Genomic DNA, 14436 nt, shown 5'->3' with positions numbered 1-14436 from the left:
CCACCGAGGCACTACCGGCTTGATGCGCTTACGCCATCGCCCAAGCCGCCGGGCTGAACTTCTGCGTCAGCTCCACCAATGCGCGCAGCGGCGCCGCACCCGGCCCGATCTCGTCCCGCCACCGCGCCTCGATCGTCAGCGGCGCCAGCCCTTCCTTCAGGTCCAGCATCACCAGGTCCCCCGACTCCAGCTCCGCCTGCACCGAGAAGCGCGGCAGCAGCGCCGCTCCGCGGCCGTTCACAGTCAGCCGGCGCAAGGCGTTCAGCGAGCCGGTGATCATCGCGATCTTCAGCGACGGGCCCAGGTCGCGACCGCACTCGTCGAAGAGCTGCCGGTAGATGCAGCCGATCTCGGTCACCATGAACTCCGTGCGCCGCACGTCGTCCAGCGTCAGCGGGTGCACGCCGGCCAGCGGGTGCGACGGGGCCGTGACCAGCACCACGCGGTCGGTGCCGACCACCGCGGTCGGGCCGTCGTAGGCGGGGCCGCTGTCCAGCGTGAACACCGCGTCCAGACGTCCCTCCAGCAGCTCCTCCATCAGGCGGGTGCGGCTGGTGACGGTGACCGTGACGTCCGCGGTCTCCGGGCCCGCGGCGCCGTGGTCGAACGCGGTCAGGACCTCGGGCAGCCACTCGTCGGCCAGCGACTGGAGCGCGCCGATACGCAGCAGCGGGCGCCGGCCGGAGACAGTACGGCGCATCTCGCCGTCCAGGTCCAGCATCCGGCGGGCGTACGGGAGCAGGCGCTGCCCGGCCTCGGTCGGGACGGTGCCGATGCTCGTGCGGTTCAGCAGCGGGGTCCCGACGTCGCGCTCCAGGGTGCGCAGCTGGTCGCTGACGCTGCTCTGCGCGTAGCCGAGCTGGTCGGCGGCCGCGGAGATGCCGCCGGTCTCGACCACCGCGAGGAACGCGCGCAACTGTCGGGTGTCCATGCCACCATCCTGCCATCGGCTTCTCCGATAGGGGCGGTCCGCAGGATACGGTGCGTGCGGACCCGGGGGCCGCGCGCCGGTCCCTCCGGAGCCTTTGTACAGAACGCCGTCGCTGGACTGAAACTTCCATTCCCAAGGAGACATGGTGGCTCGCTTCGCCGTCGAATACGTCTACACCGCGGACACCGCCAAGCGGGACGAGATCCGCCCGGCCCACCGCGCTTTCCTGCGCGAGGCCCAGGACCGCGGGGAACTGCTGGTTTCGGGGCCGTGGGTGAACAACACCGGGGCGCTGCTGGTCTTCGAAGCCGAGGACGAGGCGGCGCTGAAGAAGCTGCTGGAGCACGACCCCTTCGCCGAGGCCGATCTGGTCGCCCGGGTCCGGATCAACGAGTTCAACCCGGTGCTGGGCACCTGGGTGGCTGACTGAGCCGGCCGGGGTTCGGTCCGGCGGTCGGAGTTCGGTCCGCAGTCGGCGCGCGGTCGGCGGTCGGCGGTCGGTCAGATGCGGAACAGAATCCGGTCCCGCTGCGCGCGGATCGGGTCCAGATACGTGGACCGCACCTGGTGGTGGCCGGGGTCCGCGACCCAGGCCCGGTAGGCCTCCTCGTCGTCGAAGTCGGCGATCACCGCGGCGTCCATCGCGTCGTCCGTCAGCCGGACGTCGCGGTGGAACTCGAAGTGCCGGCGCCGCTCGAACGGCACCGCCGCCAGGGCCGCGCCGAACGCCTCGATCTGCTCGTCGGTCGCCTCGGGGGTGAACTTCAGGAGCAATATGCTTCGGATCATGCCCTGAATCCTCGCGCAGGCTCGGCCCTTCCCGCCATCGGAGTCTCCGATGGGGCGATCGGAAAGACGGCCTGTCGGCCGGAGCGGGGCCGGCCCGATCCTCGAGCCATGGCACTGATCGACGAAGCCGCACCGAAGAACACCGGAGACACCGTCACCGGTCCTACCGCTCGTCCCGAGCCGACACCGGCGAGCCCCCGGGCCAAGGCCGCGTTCGCCGGCATCGTGGCCGGCAACTTCATGGTCCTGCTCGACGCGACGATCCTCAACGTCGCCCTCCCCGATGTGAAGACTCACCTGCACGCCTCGGCTGCGGCGCTGCCCTGGACCGTGGACGCCTACACCGTCGTGTTCGCCGGTCTGATGCTGGCCTCCGGCGCGATCGCCGACCGGTTCGGCGCGCGGAAGGTGTATCAGAGCGCGGTCGCCCTGTTCGGGCTGATATCCCTGCTGTGCGCGCTGGCCCCGAACGCCGCCGGCCTGATCGCCGGCCGGGCGCTGCTCGGCGCCGCCGCGGCCGGCATGGTCCCGGCCTCGCTCGCGCTGCTGGCCGGGCTCTACCCCGACGCCAAGGAGCGGACGAAGGCGATCGGCGCGTGGGCCGCGCTGTCCGGGATCGGGCTGGCCGTCGGGCCGGTGCTCGGCGGCGCGCTGGTCGCGGCCGGCGGCTGGCGGCTGGTGTTCGTCGTGAACCCGCCGCTGGCGCTCGCCTCCTGGTTCCTGGTCCGCGGGCTGTCCTCGCACCGGTCCGAGCACCGCAAGAAGTTCGACATCCCCGGCCTGGTCCTGTTCACCGTCGCGCTCAGCGCCCTGACCTACGGCCTGGTCGACGCCGGCACTGAAGGCTGGGGCAGGCCGGCGCCGCTGACCGCGCTGGGGCTCGCGGTACTGGCCGCCGTCGCGGTGGCGTTCGTCGAGCGCCGGGCCCAGACCCCGGTGCTGCCGCCGGAGCTGCTGCGCCTGGGCCGGGTCCGCAACAACCTGGTGACCGCGGTCTCCGCGAACTACATCTTCTACGGCCTGCTGTACTCACTCACGCTGTGGCTGGAGCAGACGCGGCATCTGAGCGCGGCCATGACCGGCGTCGCGTTCCTGCCGATGATGGTCCCGATGTGCTTCCTGCCGTTGCTGACCAGCCGGCTGGCGCACCGGTTCGGCGCCCGGCCGATGGTGATGGTCGCGATGGTGGCGAACATCGCGGTCGGCGCGCTCCTGTCCACGGTCGGCGCGCACACCTCGCTGGCGGTGGTGATCCTGGCCCAGGTGCTGATGGCGCTGGCGACCACGATGACCATCCCGTCGATCACCGCGGACATGGCCGTGGCCACCCCGCGCGCACTCGCCGCGACCGGCCAGGGCGCGCTGAACGCCGCCCGGCAGACCGGCAGCGCGCTGGGCGTCGCGATCCTCGGCACACTGTCCGGGATGCACGCCGCCGGGATCGCGATGGCCGTCGGGGCCCTGGTCACGCTGGTGCTCACCGGGCTGACGCGGCGCGGTGCCTGACCGGGGGCCAGGCGCGGGCCCTACTCCGGCACTACTCCGAATGGCCGAAGTGACTCCAGCCGACCGCGCCGTCCCACGCCTTGCCGTCGACGGTCACCGCCGCGGAGCCCTCATGGACCGTGCCGATCGGACGCCAGCCCTCGGGCAGCCCGGCGCCCGGGGCGAAGGTCGCGACCAGCGCATGGTCCTCGCCCCCGGTCAGAACCAGGTCGAGACGCGGGCCGGGGGCGGTGACCGCCAGGGCGCTGTCGACGTCGACCGCGACGCCGCTGGCCACGGCCAGGTGCGTCAGGTCGGCCAGCAGGCCGTCGCTCACATCGAGCATCGCGGTGGCACCGGCGCGGGCGGCCTGCGGACCGGCCGCATACGGCGGGCTCGGGCGGCGGTGCGCGCTCAGATAGTCAGCAGGCTGCGGGGCCGCCGACTCCGCGGGCCCTGCTCCAGGACGCGCCACGGACCTGGCCGCAGATCCCGATTCAAGCGGCACGACCACCGACCCCGCAGATCCCGCTTCAGCCGGCACGGCCACCGACCCCACCGAACCCGAGGGCCCCGCTTGGGCCGCGCCACCACTCGCTTGCTCCGCGCCATCACCAGCCTCAACGCCCGTTTTCTCGCCGGACAGCAGCAATTCCAGCCCGGCCGCCGACCACCCCAGCCGTCCGGCCACCGCCACCGTGTCCCCGGGCCGAGCCCCCGACCGCAGCACCGGGGCCCGGCCCTCCAGCGTCCCGAGCACCGTCACCGAGATCGTGATCAGCTCGCCGCGCACCATGTCGCCGCCGGCCACGATGGCCCCGAGCCCGGCGCACTCCCCGGCCACCCCCTCGGCGAACTCCTCGACCCAGGCCACCGGCAGATCGCCGGGCAGCACCATCGACAGCAGCAGCGAGGTGGGGACGCCGCCCATCGCGACGATGTCGCTGAAGTTCTGCGCCGCGGCCTTGTGGCCGATGTCACGGGGGCTGGACCAGTCCCGGCGGAAGTGGTTGCCCTCCAGCAGCAGGTCGGTGCTGACCGCCAGCCGGCCGTCCGGGGCGTTGAGCAGCGCGGCGTCGTCGCCGGCCGGGACGGGGGTGTCGGGGCTGGTCAGGGGCAGGCGTGCCTGGACGCGGGCGATCAGCCCGAACTCGCCGACATCGTCGATGGTCTCCACGCCAGAACGGTAACCCGGCGACACGCCGTGGTACTCGATCGGGTGAACCGCGGCGGTCCGCCCAGCGGGCATGGACTCCCGGAATGAGGGAACCGCAGGGTACGGTGGCGTTTCCGACAGTAGGAGGACACGTGGTTCAAGCGTACATCCTGGTCCAGACCGAGGTGGGGAAGGCGGGCGCCGTGGCGCAGGCGATCGCCGAACTCGAGAGCGGCATCACCACCGCCGAAGACGTGACCGGGCCCTACGACGTCATCGTCCGCGCCGAGGCCGGGACCATGGACGAGCTCGGCCGGCTGGTGATCGCCAAGATCCAGGTCATCGAGGGCATCACCCGCACACTGACCTGCCCCATCGTGCACTTCGAGTGATGTGGTAGACCGGTCTTCCGTGGGAGCGACCTCGGGAGACGCGAAAAGGTGGATACCGGCCGCGGCTGTAGGAACAGCCGCGGTTTTGGCATGCCTGGGCGCGGTGTGGGGCTACCACGTCGGGCACACCGGCGCGGTCGGCGTCGATCTGCCGCCGGACTCCGACCCGGCCGTGGTGTCCGCCTGCGCGAACCTCGTCAAGGCCCTGCCATCGGAGCTGGAGGGCGGCCACCGGCGCGGAGTGGTCGGCGCGGACGACCACGTGAAACAGCGGGCCGCGGTCTGGGGCTCGCCCACGACCGTCCTGCGGTGCGGGGTCGCCGAGCCGGCCGCGATCGTGGTCGGCGGCCCGGACTACACCCCGCTGAGCAACCAGTACGCGAACATGGGCGATGACACCGCGCAGGTCAACTGGCTGATCGAGGACCACGGCGACCACGTCACGTACACCACCACCGACCGCGCGGTGTATGTCGAGGTCACCGTGCCCTACGACGGCCAGACCCAGAAGCAGAACGCCTCCAACGCGCTGGTGGACCTGGCCCCGCTGATCGTGAAGACCGTCCCGGACCGGGCCGGGCACTTCGCCGACGACCAGGTGCAGTGACCTGAGCCCGCCAGAGTTCACCACAGCCGCGGTCGAGTCAGCGCAGGCGGGTCAGCGCAGCCCGGTCGGCCGCCGCATCGCGGTGTCGACCAGCCGCCCGATCAGCTCCGCGTAGGTCATCCCGGCCGCCAGCCACATCTGCGGGAACATCGACGTCGGCGTGAAGCCCGGCATGGTGTTGATCTCGTTGACGATGAACCGGCCCGGACCGCCGTCAACCGACTCCTGGTAGAAGAAGTCGACCCGGGCCAGGCCCTCGGCGCCCAGCGTCTCGAAGACGCCGATCGTCTGCTCGCGGATGTCCTCGATCTCCTCGGCGCTCAGCCGGGCCGGGATGTCGACCTCGGTGCTGCCGTCGAGGTACTTGGCCTCGAAGTCGTAGAACGTGTGCGGGCCGGTGACCCGCAACTCGGCCGGCATCGAGGCCTCGGGCCGGTCCAGCGGCTCCAGGCCCTCCAGCACCCCGCACTCGATCTCACGGCCCGGGATCGCGGCCTCCACCAGCACCTTCGGGTCGTGCCGGCGGGCGACCTCGATCGCCTGGTCCAGGTCCTCCTGCCGGTCGACCCGGGTGACGCCCATCGAGGACCCGCCCCGGGCCGGCTTGACGAACACCGGGTATCCGAGCTCTTCCACGGCCAGCCGCACCCCGGACCGGCCCTCCTCGGTGGCCCAGTCCCGAGGCCGCACGACCTCGTAGGCGCCGATCTCGAACCCGGCCTGGGCCAGCAGCCGCTTCATGAACTCCTTGTCCATGGAGACCGCCGAGGCCAGCACGCCGGAGCCGACGTAGGGGATGCCCGCGAGCTCCAGCAGGCCCTGCAAGGTGCCGTCCTCGCCGTAGGGGCCGTGCAGCAGCGGCAGCACGACGTCCACCTCACCGAGCGACTTGGGCACCGCGCCGGGCTCGTGCACGGTCAGCTCGCGGGCGGTCGGGTCACCGGCCATGGTGACCAGGTTCGAGCGCTCGGCCGAGGCCGGCAGGCCGATCGCGGGCAGCCGGCCGTCCTCGATCGACAGCCGCAGACCGCCCTGCTCAGGCAGCTCGGCCAACACCCAGCGGCCGTCGGAGGCGATCCCGATCGGCAGGAACTCGTAGCGGTCCGCGTCGGGACTGCTGCGGACGGCGTCCAGTATCGAACCGGCGGTGACGCAGGAGATGGCGTGCTCGCTGGACCGCCCGCCGAAGACGACGGCCACCCGGATCCGCTTCTGATCGCTCATGGTCCGACCATACCTAAGTCCTTGTAGAGTCCGAAGCATGATCAAGGGGGGTCGGGGCACGGACGTGGGCCGCTTGCGCGGCTGGCTGCCGGAACTGCCGGAACCCGGACCTCAACGCGCGCTGGTGTGGTCGAGCTTCGTGAACCGGGTCGGGACCGGCATGTTCCTGGCCACGTCGGCGCTGTACTTCACGGTGATCGTGGGCATCCCGGCGCGCCAGGTCGGGACCGGGTTGAGCATCGCCGGGCTGGCCGCTCTGCTCGGTTCGGTGCCGGCCGGGACGCTCGCCGACCGGGTCGGGCCGCGCACCGTCCAGTTGGTGACGCTCGCCGTGCAGACCGTGACGATGGCGCTGTTCGTGGTCGTCCACTCGTGGTGGGCCTTCACACTGGTGGCGGCCTTCGACTACGTCGCGGACGCGGCGAACAACGCGGCGCGCGGAGCGTTGATAGGCCGGGTCGGCGGTGAGCGGCCGGCGCTGTTCCGGGCGAAGCTGCGGACGTTCGTGAGCGTCGCGGTGGTGGCCGGAACGCTGCTCGCGGCGGTCGCGATCCAGATCGGCACGCGCGGGGCGTACCTCACAGTCATCCTGGTGAACGCGGTCTCCTATGTGGTCTGCGCGCTCCTGCTGTTGCGGGTGCCGGACTTCGCGCCGCTGCCCCGGCCGCCGGGAACCCGGCGGTTCGCGGCGCTGGCGGACCGGCCCTACGCGGCTTTCGCGATTCTCAATGGTCTGATAAACCTGCAAGCGGTGGTGGTGACGCTGCTGATCCCGCTGTGGATCGCCGCGCGCACCCACATCCCGCACGGCGTCGCCGCCGCGGTCTTCGGGCTGAACTTCCTGGTCGGGGTGTTGCTGATGCAACCGGTCGGCCGCCGGATAGAGACGGCCGAGCAAGGCGGCCGGGCGTTGCGGATCGCGGGATTGGCGATCGCGGCGGGGTGCGCGGTGTTGGCGGGCAGCGGATCCGGGCCGCGCTGGACCGAGACGGTCGTGTTGCTCGGCGGCGCGGCGGTGGTGTGCGGGGCCGGGGTGTGGGTGACGGCGGCCGGATTCTCGTTGAGCTTCGAGCTGGCCCCGGCGCACGCCCAAGGGCAGTACCAAGGACTCACGTTGCTCGGCCTGGACGCCGCGAGCGCGATCGGACCGGCGTTGCTGACCGCGTTGGTGCTCGGGCTCGGCGGGCCCGGGTGGGTGATCCTGGGCGCGGGGTTCGCCGCCGCCGGGTCGGCGGGGCCGTCGGTCACGCGCTGGGCCGAACGGACTCGGCCGGAGCGCGCGGGGAGTTTGGAGAACCCGGGGAACATCACCGCGCCGGAACCGGCCTAGCAGCCGCCGAATTCGGCGCGGGCATCGACTCCGATCCGGACGTCGATTCCGGCAGCCGAATTCGGCGGCCGATTCCGGCAGCCGGCCCGATCCCTAGTGCCCGTGCCGCTCCGCCTTCAACGGCCGCGTCATCAATTCCTTGAGCATCTCGGCCGGCGCCCGACCGTCGTGCACGATCGCCACCACGGTCTCGGCGATCGGCATCTCCACACCGTGCCGATCCGCCAGCTCCAACACCGCCTCGCAGGACTTCACACCCTCAGCGGTCTGCTTCACTTCCGCCTGTGCCTGTTCCAGCGTCAGGCCGCGCCCCAGATACATGCCGAAGTTGCGGTTGCGCGACAGCGGCGAAGCGCACGTGGCCACCAGATCGCCGAGTCCGGCCAGCCCGGAGAACGTGTACGGATCCGCGCCGAGGGCCGCGCCGAGCCGGGCCGTCTCGGCCAGGCCGCGGGTGATGAGGGTGGCCTTGGTGTTGTCGCCGAAGCCCATGCCGTCGGCGATGCCGACCGCGAGCCCGATGACGTTCTTCACCACGCCGCCGAGTTCCACGCCGGTCACGTCGCTGGCGGTGTAGGTACGGAAGTAGGGGCCGTTCGTCTCGGCCTGAAGGCGCAGCACCACGTCCTCGTCCCGGCCGGCCACCACTGAGGCGGCCGGCTGGCGGCGGGCGATCTCCGGCGAGAGGTTCGGGCCGGACAGGACCGCGACGCGTTCCCGCCCGAAGCCGGTGACTTCGCGGATCACCTCGGTCATCCGCTTGGCGGTGCCGACCTCCAGCCCCTTCATCAGCGACACCAGAACCGTCTCCGGACCGATCAGGTCCTTCCAGGCCGTCAGGTTCGCGCGCAGGGTCTGCGCCGGGACCGTGAGGTACGCGAACTCGGCGCCGGCCAGCGCCTCGGCGGCGTCGGTGGTGGCCCGCACCGTATCGGGCAGCCGGATGCCCGGGGTGTAGTCGGCGTTCTCGTGGTCGGCGTTGATCGCGGCGATCTGCGCCTCGCGGCGCCCGACCATCACGACCTCGTTGCCGGCGTCGGCGAGCACGATGCTCATCGCCGTACCCCACGAACCGGTACCGAAGACGGCACAACGCCTCATGCGCTCTCGACCTGCTTTCCGCTCTCTCCGTCGGCGTCCCACTCGGCGGCCGCGCCCGCGGCCCCTTCGTCGGCTTCGCCGTTGTCGTTCTCGTTCGCCGGCACGTACCGCACCGCCGGCGGCTCCTCGCCGCGCACCTTCGCCAGCAACTCGGTGATGGCGTCCATGATGCGCTCCGTCGCCTCCCGCACCGTCTGCGCGGTCTGCGGCCGACCGCGCAGGTCGTCCAGGTCCACCGGCGGGCCGGCCAGCATGATCATCCGCTTGCGCGGCAGCAGGTGCGGCATCTTCTCGTGGTAGGCCAGGATCTCCTGCGCCCCCCACTGTGCCACCGGGACCACCGGGCAGCCGGTAGCCAGCGCGATGCGCGCCGCGCCGCTCTTGGCCGCCATCGGCCACAGCCCGGGGTCGCGGGAGATGGTGCCCTCCGGATACATCGCGACCGCCTGGCCGTCGTTCACCGCGGCGATGGCGTCGCGCAGCGCGTTGGCCGCGTCCGCGCTGTCCCGGTAGACCGGGATCTGATTGGCCGCGCGCAGCACGCTGCCGACGAACTTGTTCCTGAACACCCCGGACTTGGCCAGGAACCGCGGGACCCGGCCGCTGCCGTAGACGTAGTGGCCGAAGGCCAGCGCGTCCACGTGCGAGATGTGGTTGGCCGCGATCACCACACCGCCGGTCTCCGGGATGTGCTCGCCGCCGCGCCAGTCCCGCTTCATCACCACGCGCAGCAACGGGATCATCACGATGACGATGAACCGGAAGGCCGCACCCAGCTTCCTGGGCGGCCGGTAGGGGGTGCTGGAGGGCATCCCCCAAGTGTTCCCGAGTGCGGGGCGTCCGAACAAGTACGCCGGTCGTCGTCCCGACGTGACAGGATCGAGTCATGCCCCGGTCAGACCTTTTCGAGCCCGGCGCCGGCGACACGGGCCGTACCACGGGAAACACAGACTGGTGTCTGGTGGTGCCGGTGAAACGCCTGGGGCTCGCCAAGACCCGGCTGGCCGGCCCCGGCGTGCCGCCGGCCCTGCGCGAACGCCTCGCCCTGGCTTTCGCCACGGACACGGTGAACGCCGCCTTCTCCGCCTCCGGAGTCGCCGACGTCCTGGTGGTCACCGACGATCCGCAAGCCGCCGAAGTCCTCGGCGAAATCGGCGCGACGATCGTCCCGGACACCCCGGACGCCGGATTGAACGCCGCATTCATGTTCGGAGCGGCGGCGGCCCGAAGAAAACTCGGAACCGATATCGGCATCGCCGCCTGCACCGCAGATCTCCCGGCATTACGCGCCGCCGAGTTGGATATCGCCTTGGCACATATTGCCGAAGGCGTTCGCTCTTTCGTCGCCGACGCCCACGACATCGGCACCACGATGCTCTTCGCCCCGCCCGGCGTGGAATTGGACCCGCGCTTCGGCGGACCCTCCCGCGCCGCCCACGCCGCCAGCGGCGCGCTGGAACTAGCCGGTGCCCGCTTTGGCCAGGGGATACAGATCGCCTCGCTGCGCCGCGACGTGGACACCGCGACCGACCTCGCCGACGCCCTCCTGCTGGGTGTCGGCCCGCGCACGACCGAGGTCTGGAGCGCACGGGAGCGAGTGTGCTCGGGTGTATAAACAGTGCGTGACGCGCAAAGAGGCCCAAGGCACCGCAAGGGTTTTCGACCCCACGACCCGCGCCGGCACCGTCCTGTTGGACGACGGCACCGAAGTCGCCTTCGACGGCCCGGCCTTCGACGCCGGCGGTCTGCGGCTGCTGCGCATCGGCCAGCGGGTGAAGATGAGCGTGGATGACGGGCGCGTTGTGGCACTGACGCTGGTGACACTGCCGCTGCCGGAGTAGCCCCCCGTCACAAGCCTGGACGGCGGCCCGTGGTCGCTCAGAACCGGCCTGCCGGGCAAGGAGATAGAGCGGCGCCTTCGCAAGCAGCGAGAGAGCCGCTACCGGCTGGATCGATCTTCCCCCCAGCAACACACATCATCTGAGAACCCCACTCGCAGGTCCCCCAAAACAACGAGGCGGTGCCCAGACCAGGGCACCGCCGCGTATTAGACCGTTGGGACGCTATGTCCCCGCCGGAGGAGAACTACCGCTTGGCGGCGCTCTTCTTCGCCGGCGCCTTCTTGGCGGTGGTGCGCTTGGCCGGCGCCGCCTTCTTCGCCGGGGCCTTGGCGACCTTCTTCGCCACCGGTCGGGCCGCCGCCTTCTTGGCCGGGGTGGCCTTCTTGGCCGGCGCCTTCTTGGCGGTGGCGGCCTTCTTCGCCGCCGCCTTCACCACGGTCGTCTTCTTGGCGGCGGCCTTCTTCGCCGGCGCGGCCTTCTTGGCCGTGGTCTTCTTGGCCGGCGCCGCCTTCTTCGCGGTCGCCTTGACGGCGGTCTTCTTCGCCGCCGCCTTCTTGGCCGGAGCCGCCTTGGCCGCGGTGGCCTTGGCAGCGGTCTTCTTGGCCGGCGCCGCCTTCTTCGCGGCCGCCTTCGCGGTCTTCTTGGCGGCGGCCTTCGCCGCGGCGGGGGCCTTCTTGTCGCCGTTGACCATGTCCTTGAAGCCCTGGCCGGCCTTGAACTTCGGCGCGGAGGAGGCCTTGACCTTCACCGACTCGCCGGTGCGCGGGTTGCGGGCGGTGCGCGCCGGGCGCTTGACCTTCTCGAAGGAGCCGAAACCGGTGATGGAGACCTTGGTCCCCGATGCCACCGAAGCGATGATCGCGTCCAGGACCGCGTCGACCGCGTCCCCGGCATCCTTCTTGGACGCGTCGAGCTTGTCGGCGACGGCCTCGATCAGCTGGGCCTTGTTCATGTCTACCTACCCTTAGGGCTGTTGGTACGTCTTGCGTCTGATTTCGGCCGTACGTCGCATGCTTGCTCCGTATCAGAACCAATCGCACCGTATGGTGGCACCAGAGGGTGAATCAAATACCTAGGGGTTAAATCACCCTTGTGTCGCAGTGTTTTTCCCAAAAGGGGTGCCTTCGGGGGAAGAAACGGCCCCGGAAACGGCTCCGGGGGCGAGCACTGCGAGTTCGGTGAAGAACTCTTCCAAACGGTGTGCCGCGACCGTCACGTCGTGGCGCGACAAAGCGGTGATGGCGAGCACCCGTTTGGTGAGTTCGGCGCGCCGCTGCGCCGGGATCCGCGGATCCCCGAGCGCTTTGTGGACGTCCTTCAGGCGCGCGGCGAAGGCCGCGTAACGCGAAGGGCGGGGCCGTAGGGGCACGTCGGATGACATTCACCCATAGTGCCCCTCGGCCCCGCCCAAGAAGAAACTGATCAAGTACCGCCGTTAGGGGACGGCGGTCGCGCGGCTCAGACCGCGGCCGGCAGCGTCTTCGGCTTGAAACCCGGACGCTTCTGCTCGAAACCGTCGATGTCCTCGCCGTGCCGCAGCGTCAGGCTGATGTCGTCCAGCCCCTCCAGCAGCCGCCAGCGGGTGTAGTCGTCCACCTCGAAGGTGAAGACGTGCCCCTCGACCCGCACCTCGCGGGCTTCCAGGTCCACCGTCACCTCCAGCTCCGGATTCTCCTCGACCAGCTTCCACAGGATCTCGATGTCCTCCTGCTTCAGCACGGCGGTCAGCAGCCCGTCCTTGGCCGAATTGCCCCGGAAGATGTCGGCGAACCGCGCCGAGAGCACCACCTTGAAGCCGTAGTCCCTCAGCGCCCAGACGGCGTGCTCGCGGGAGGAACCGGTCCCGAAGTCGGGTCCGGCGACCAGTACCGACACACCCTGATAATCCTCGGAGTTCAAGATGAACTCCGGATCGGCGCGCCAGGCCGCGAACAGCCCGTCCTCGAACCCGGTGCGGGTGATGCGCTTGAGGTACACCGCCGGGATGATCTGGTCGGTGTCGACGTTGGAGCGGCGCAGCGGCAGCGCGCGCCCGGTGTGCGTCTTGAACTTCTCCATGACTGTCCTCGCTCCTGCTCTGTGTGGGCTCAGGCGGCCAGGTCCGACGGGGACGACAGGGTCCCGGTGACCGCCGTCGCGGCGGCCACCAGCGGCGACACCAGGTGCGTGCGGCCGCCCTTGCCCTGCCGGCCCTCGAAGTTGCGGTTGGACGTGGACGCCGAGCGCTCGCCGGGGGCCAGCTGGTCGGGGTTCATGCCCAGGCACATCGAGCAGCCGGCGAACCGCCACTCGGCGCCGGCGGCGGTGAACACCTCATGCAGACCTTCGGCCTCGGCCTCCAGCCGCACCCGCGCCGAGCCCGGCACCACGAGCATCCGCACGCCGTCGGCGACCTTGCGGCCCTTGATGACGGCGGCGGCGGCACGCAGGTCCTCCAGCCGGCCGTTGGTGCACGAGCCGAGGAAGACGGTGTCCACCCTGATCTCGCGCAACGGGGTGCCGGCGCGCAGGCCCATGTATTCCAAGGCCTTGCGGGCGGCGGTCTTGTCCACCTCGGCCTCGAAGTCCGTCTCCGGGTCCGGGACCGACGCCGACAGCGGCAGGCCCTGGCCGGGGTTGGTGCCCCAGGTGACGTAGGGGGTCAGGGCATCGCCGTCGATGACGACCTCGGCGTCGAACCCCGCGCCGTCGTCGGTGCGCAGCGTCTTCCAGTACGCGACCGCGGCGTCCCAGTCGGCGCCGGCCGGCGCGTGCGCGCGGCCCTTCAGGTACGCGAAGGTGGTCTCGTCCGGCGCGATCATCCCGGCCCGGGCGCCGGCCTCGATGGACATGTTGCAGACCGTCATCCGGCCCTCCATCGACAGCTTCTCGACGGCCGCGCCGCGGTACTCGATGACGTAGCCCTGCCCGCCGCCGGTGCCGATCTGCGCGATGACGGCGAGGACGACGTCCTTGGCGGTGACCCCCTCGGCCAGCTCGCCGGTGACCGTGACGGCCATCGTCTTGAACGGCTTGAGCGGCAGCGTCTGGGTGGCCAGCACGTGCTCGACCTCGCTGGTGCCGATGCCGAACGCCAGCGCGCCGAAGGCGCCGTGGGTGGAGGTGTGCGAGTCGCCGCACACCACGGTCATGCCGGGCTGGGTCAGGCCCAGCTGCGGGCCGACGACGTGCACGATGCCCTGCTGGGCGTCGCCCAGGGAGTGGATCCGCACGCCGAAGTCGGCGCAGTTCTTGCGCAGCGTCTCGATCTGCAGCCGGGACACCGGGTCGGCGATCGGCTTGTCGATCTCCAGCGTCGGGGTGTTGTGGTCCTCGGTGGCGATGGTGAGGTCGGGGCGGCGCACCGGCCGGCCGGCGTTCCGGAGCCCGTCGAAGGCCTGGGGCGAGGTCACCTCGTGCAGCAGGTGCAGATCGATGTAGAGCAGGTCGGGCTCGCCGTCGGCCGAGCGGACCACATGGTCCGCCCACACCTTCTCGGCCAGGGTGTGGGGCATCGTCGCTCCTGTCTTCCCACTTGGTCACATCTGTTGTCGCCGATCTCGCGGCCGGCGGCGCCCGCAACGGTTTGGATCATTCGCGG

At 70.9% G+C, this 14436-nt stretch carries 17 protein-coding genes; 7 read left to right on the top strand and 10 right to left on the bottom strand.

The annotated features are described in order from the left end of the window. Positions 1 to 28: 28 nt before the first annotated feature. A complete protein-coding gene (locus KGQ19_RS09110) occupies positions 29 to 931 on the bottom strand; it encodes a LysR family transcriptional regulator (protein ID WP_212008629.1) in 903 nt (300 codons plus the stop codon). A 142-nt stretch (positions 932 to 1073) separates the two neighbouring features. Here KGQ19_RS09110 and KGQ19_RS09105 point away from each other — a divergent pair, with 142 nt between their 5' ends. Continuing rightward, positions 1074 to 1361 (top strand): YciI family protein, encoded by a 288-nt coding sequence (locus KGQ19_RS09105; protein WP_230418381.1) that lies wholly within the window; start codon positions 1074 to 1076, stop codon positions 1359 to 1361. 71 nt (positions 1362 to 1432) lie between these two features. On the opposite strand, the gene KGQ19_RS09100 is transcribed toward KGQ19_RS09105, so the two are convergent. After that, on the bottom strand, positions 1433 to 1720 hold the full coding sequence (locus tag KGQ19_RS09100; RefSeq protein ID WP_212008628.1) for a Dabb family protein: 288 nt from the start codon (positions 1718 to 1720) through the stop codon (positions 1433 to 1435). A 108-nt stretch (positions 1721 to 1828) separates the two neighbouring features. Here KGQ19_RS09100 and KGQ19_RS09095 point away from each other — a divergent pair, with 108 nt between their 5' ends. Next, positions 1829 to 3226, top strand: coding sequence for an MFS transporter (locus KGQ19_RS09095; RefSeq protein ID WP_212008627.1), 1398 nt, complete (start codon positions 1829 to 1831; stop codon positions 3224 to 3226). 31 nt (positions 3227 to 3257) lie between these two features. On the opposite strand, the gene KGQ19_RS09090 is transcribed toward KGQ19_RS09095, so the two are convergent. Continuing rightward, positions 3258 to 4382: a thiamine-phosphate kinase gene (locus tag KGQ19_RS09090; protein WP_212008626.1), complete on the bottom strand. Its 1125-nt coding sequence runs from the start codon at positions 4380 to 4382 to the stop codon at positions 3258 to 3260. A gap of 131 nt (positions 4383 to 4513) precedes the next feature. Between KGQ19_RS09090 and KGQ19_RS09085 the strand changes: the two genes are divergently transcribed. Together KGQ19_RS09085 and KGQ19_RS09080 are read left to right on the top strand one after the other, a co-directional pair. Beyond that, entirely contained in the window at positions 4514 to 4753 is a 240-nt protein-coding gene (locus KGQ19_RS09085; protein ID WP_194895942.1) for an Lrp/AsnC family transcriptional regulator, read from the top strand. Between the two features lie 85 nt (positions 4754 to 4838). Beyond that, complete coding sequence (locus tag KGQ19_RS09080) at positions 4839 to 5360, top strand: DUF3515 family protein (protein ID WP_212008625.1); 522 nt, start codon at positions 4839 to 4841, stop codon at positions 5358 to 5360. Positions 5361 to 5411: 51 nt separating this feature from the next. Here KGQ19_RS09080 and KGQ19_RS09075 read toward each other — a convergent pair whose 3' ends face one another. Continuing rightward, entirely contained in the window at positions 5412 to 6584 is a 1173-nt protein-coding gene (locus KGQ19_RS09075; protein ID WP_230418379.1) for a D-alanine--D-alanine ligase family protein, read from the bottom strand. A gap of 37 nt (positions 6585 to 6621) precedes the next feature. Here KGQ19_RS09075 and KGQ19_RS09070 point away from each other — a divergent pair, with 37 nt between their 5' ends. Further along, positions 6622 to 7914 carry an MFS transporter gene (locus tag KGQ19_RS09070; protein ID WP_212008623.1) on the top strand — a complete coding sequence of 431 codons (1293 nt, stop codon included), beginning with the start codon at positions 6622 to 6624 and terminating at the stop codon, positions 7912 to 7914. A gap of 93 nt (positions 7915 to 8007) precedes the next feature. On the opposite strand, the gene KGQ19_RS09065 is transcribed toward KGQ19_RS09070, so the two are convergent. Further along, on the bottom strand, positions 8008 to 9015 hold the full coding sequence (locus KGQ19_RS09065) for an NAD(P)H-dependent glycerol-3-phosphate dehydrogenase (protein WP_212008622.1): 1008 nt from the start codon (positions 9013 to 9015) through the stop codon (positions 8008 to 8010). Next, positions 9012 to 9827 (bottom strand): lysophospholipid acyltransferase family protein, encoded by an 816-nt coding sequence (locus KGQ19_RS09060; RefSeq protein WP_212008621.1) that lies wholly within the window; start codon positions 9825 to 9827, stop codon positions 9012 to 9014. Before KGQ19_RS09060 ends, KGQ19_RS09065 begins: the two co-directional genes overlap by 4 nt. A gap of 74 nt (positions 9828 to 9901) precedes the next feature. Here KGQ19_RS09060 and cofC point away from each other — a divergent pair, with 74 nt between their 5' ends. Together cofC and KGQ19_RS09050 are read left to right on the top strand one after the other, a co-directional pair. Further along, on the top strand, positions 9902 to 10630 hold the full coding sequence (cofC, locus tag KGQ19_RS09055; RefSeq protein ID WP_212008620.1) for a 2-phospho-L-lactate guanylyltransferase: 729 nt from the start codon (positions 9902 to 9904) through the stop codon (positions 10628 to 10630). 7 nt (positions 10631 to 10637) lie between these two features. Continuing rightward, a complete protein-coding gene (locus KGQ19_RS09050) occupies positions 10638 to 10856 on the top strand; it encodes a hypothetical protein (RefSeq protein ID WP_230418377.1) in 219 nt (72 codons plus the stop codon). 244 nt (positions 10857 to 11100) lie between these two features. Here KGQ19_RS09050 and KGQ19_RS52680 read toward each other — a convergent pair whose 3' ends face one another. The 4 genes from KGQ19_RS52680 to leuC all read right to left on the bottom strand — a co-directional run bounded on the left by KGQ19_RS52680 (position 11101) and on the right by leuC (position 14350). After that, entirely contained in the window at positions 11101 to 11808 is a 708-nt protein-coding gene (locus KGQ19_RS52680) for an HU family DNA-binding protein (protein ID WP_212008618.1), read from the bottom strand. Between the two features lie 132 nt (positions 11809 to 11940). Continuing rightward, a complete protein-coding gene (locus KGQ19_RS09040; RefSeq protein ID WP_212008617.1) occupies positions 11941 to 12237 on the bottom strand; it encodes an SCO5555 family protein in 297 nt (98 codons plus the stop codon). Positions 12238 to 12314: 77 nt separating this feature from the next. After that, on the bottom strand, positions 12315 to 12914 hold the full coding sequence (leuD, locus tag KGQ19_RS09035; protein WP_212008616.1) for a 3-isopropylmalate dehydratase small subunit: 600 nt from the start codon (positions 12912 to 12914) through the stop codon (positions 12315 to 12317). Positions 12915 to 12943: 29 nt separating this feature from the next. Then, a complete protein-coding gene (gene leuC / locus KGQ19_RS09030) occupies positions 12944 to 14350 on the bottom strand; it encodes a 3-isopropylmalate dehydratase large subunit (RefSeq protein ID WP_212008615.1) in 1407 nt (468 codons plus the stop codon). Positions 14351 to 14436: the final 86 nt, after the last annotated feature.

The organism is Catenulispora pinistramenti (assembly GCF_018274385.1).
Lineage (GTDB): Bacteria > Actinomycetota > Actinomycetes > Streptomycetales > Catenulisporaceae > Catenulispora > Catenulispora pinistramenti.
This window is presented reverse-complemented; position numbering and strand designations above follow the sequence as displayed.